Source organism: Streptomyces glaucescens, assembly GCF_002154375.1.
Taxonomy (GTDB): domain Bacteria; phylum Actinomycetota; class Actinomycetes; order Streptomycetales; family Streptomycetaceae; genus Streptomyces; species Streptomyces glaucescens.
Window position 1 is genome coordinate 1 of the sequence record NZ_MUND01001098.1, and the last position, 1265, is coordinate 1265.

Annotated in this window: 1 pseudogene; it reads right to left on the reverse strand. The window is 74.1% G+C overall.

The features are described 5' to 3' along the window. Positions 1-819: 819 nt before the first annotated feature. Positions 820-1265: pseudogene (locus CCN42_RS45530) on the reverse strand (hypothetical protein); the annotation flags it as partial.

Here is a 1265-nt window from a genome sequence, read left to right on the forward strand (position 1 = left end):
CGACGGGCCGACGGGCCGACGACTGCCGGCGTCGGATGTACCAACCGGCCTGCCACCAGGGCGCAGCAGGAGCGGGCCGCTACGCGGCGCCGATGCCACAGCCGAGCCCTGGCACCCCCGGGCCGGGGGCGGCCACCCGCGCCGTGTACCCCTCGCAGCCCGGAAGTCCGAGCGGACTAACGGCTGTCGGCTCCCGGCGTCGGATGTATCAACTGGCCCTGCCGCCACCAGAGCACGACAGGTGCCGGTACGGCGGTGCGGTGTCGTAGCTGATCCAGGGCGGGCGTCCCCGGCCGGGGTCAGGGAGCCGCAGGGGCCTGCCGCACCCCTGGCGGCGAGGTGCCGACGGCGTTTCACGGGGCAGGGCTGCCCGGTACGGGGGGAAGTTTGTGCAGCGGCCCGAACCAGGCCGTCCGCGTGGAGAACCGGGCAGCGTGTCCGGGCGCAGATGCCCGTCGGCAGTGTGGCCCCAGTCCCGGCAAGCCGCCCACCGCCGCTCCCGCCCACCGCAGTCCGCGCGCCGCAGTCCCGCTCGGTGCCTCGGTGCCTCGGTGCCGGCGAGGGCCTCCAGGCGGGGGCCTCCTCCTCGGGGCCCGGGACCGCCGCGGGTCATCGCCCAGCGCCGTCGGCCACGAGGCCACCGAACCGGCAGCCCGACGGCCCGGCGCCCCGGCGGCTTGCGTGCGCCGGGCGGCATGTGCGCGCCCGGCAGGCTGCGGTAGATCAACAACCCGGGGTGTCCGTATCCCTGCCCCTGCCCCTGCCCCGGCCGGGCGCCGGCACCGGTGCCGGTGCCGGCGCCGGCGGACGGGTGCGCCGTCAACAGTCGTCCTCCGGGTGCGGTCCCGTCGCGAACGGATTCGGCTGGTCCTCCGCCAGCACGCCCACGAACGGTTCGCCTTCCCCCGCGAACGTGTACGCACCGCCTTCGATCCGCTCGATCAGACCGCGCGTCCATTCCGCGCCGCAGTCGGCCGAGTGCATCCACATGTTCATGATCTCGCCGATGTGCCCGAGCTGTTCGGGCCCCTCCTTCGGCAGGTAGTACTCGGTGACCGCGGACCGCCACTGCTCGAGCCCCGCGTCGAGTACGAGATCAACGACAAGGGGACCGAGGAGTACTTCACGCTGCTGCGCGAGGCGTTGAGCTCGCACGAGCAGAAGACCGACGTGCTCTCGGCCGGGATCGGCTTCATCGTCGACCTGCCGCGGGCCGAGGCCGTCGAGCTGCTCAAGAAGAGGATCGCGGGGCTCGAGCAGTGGCG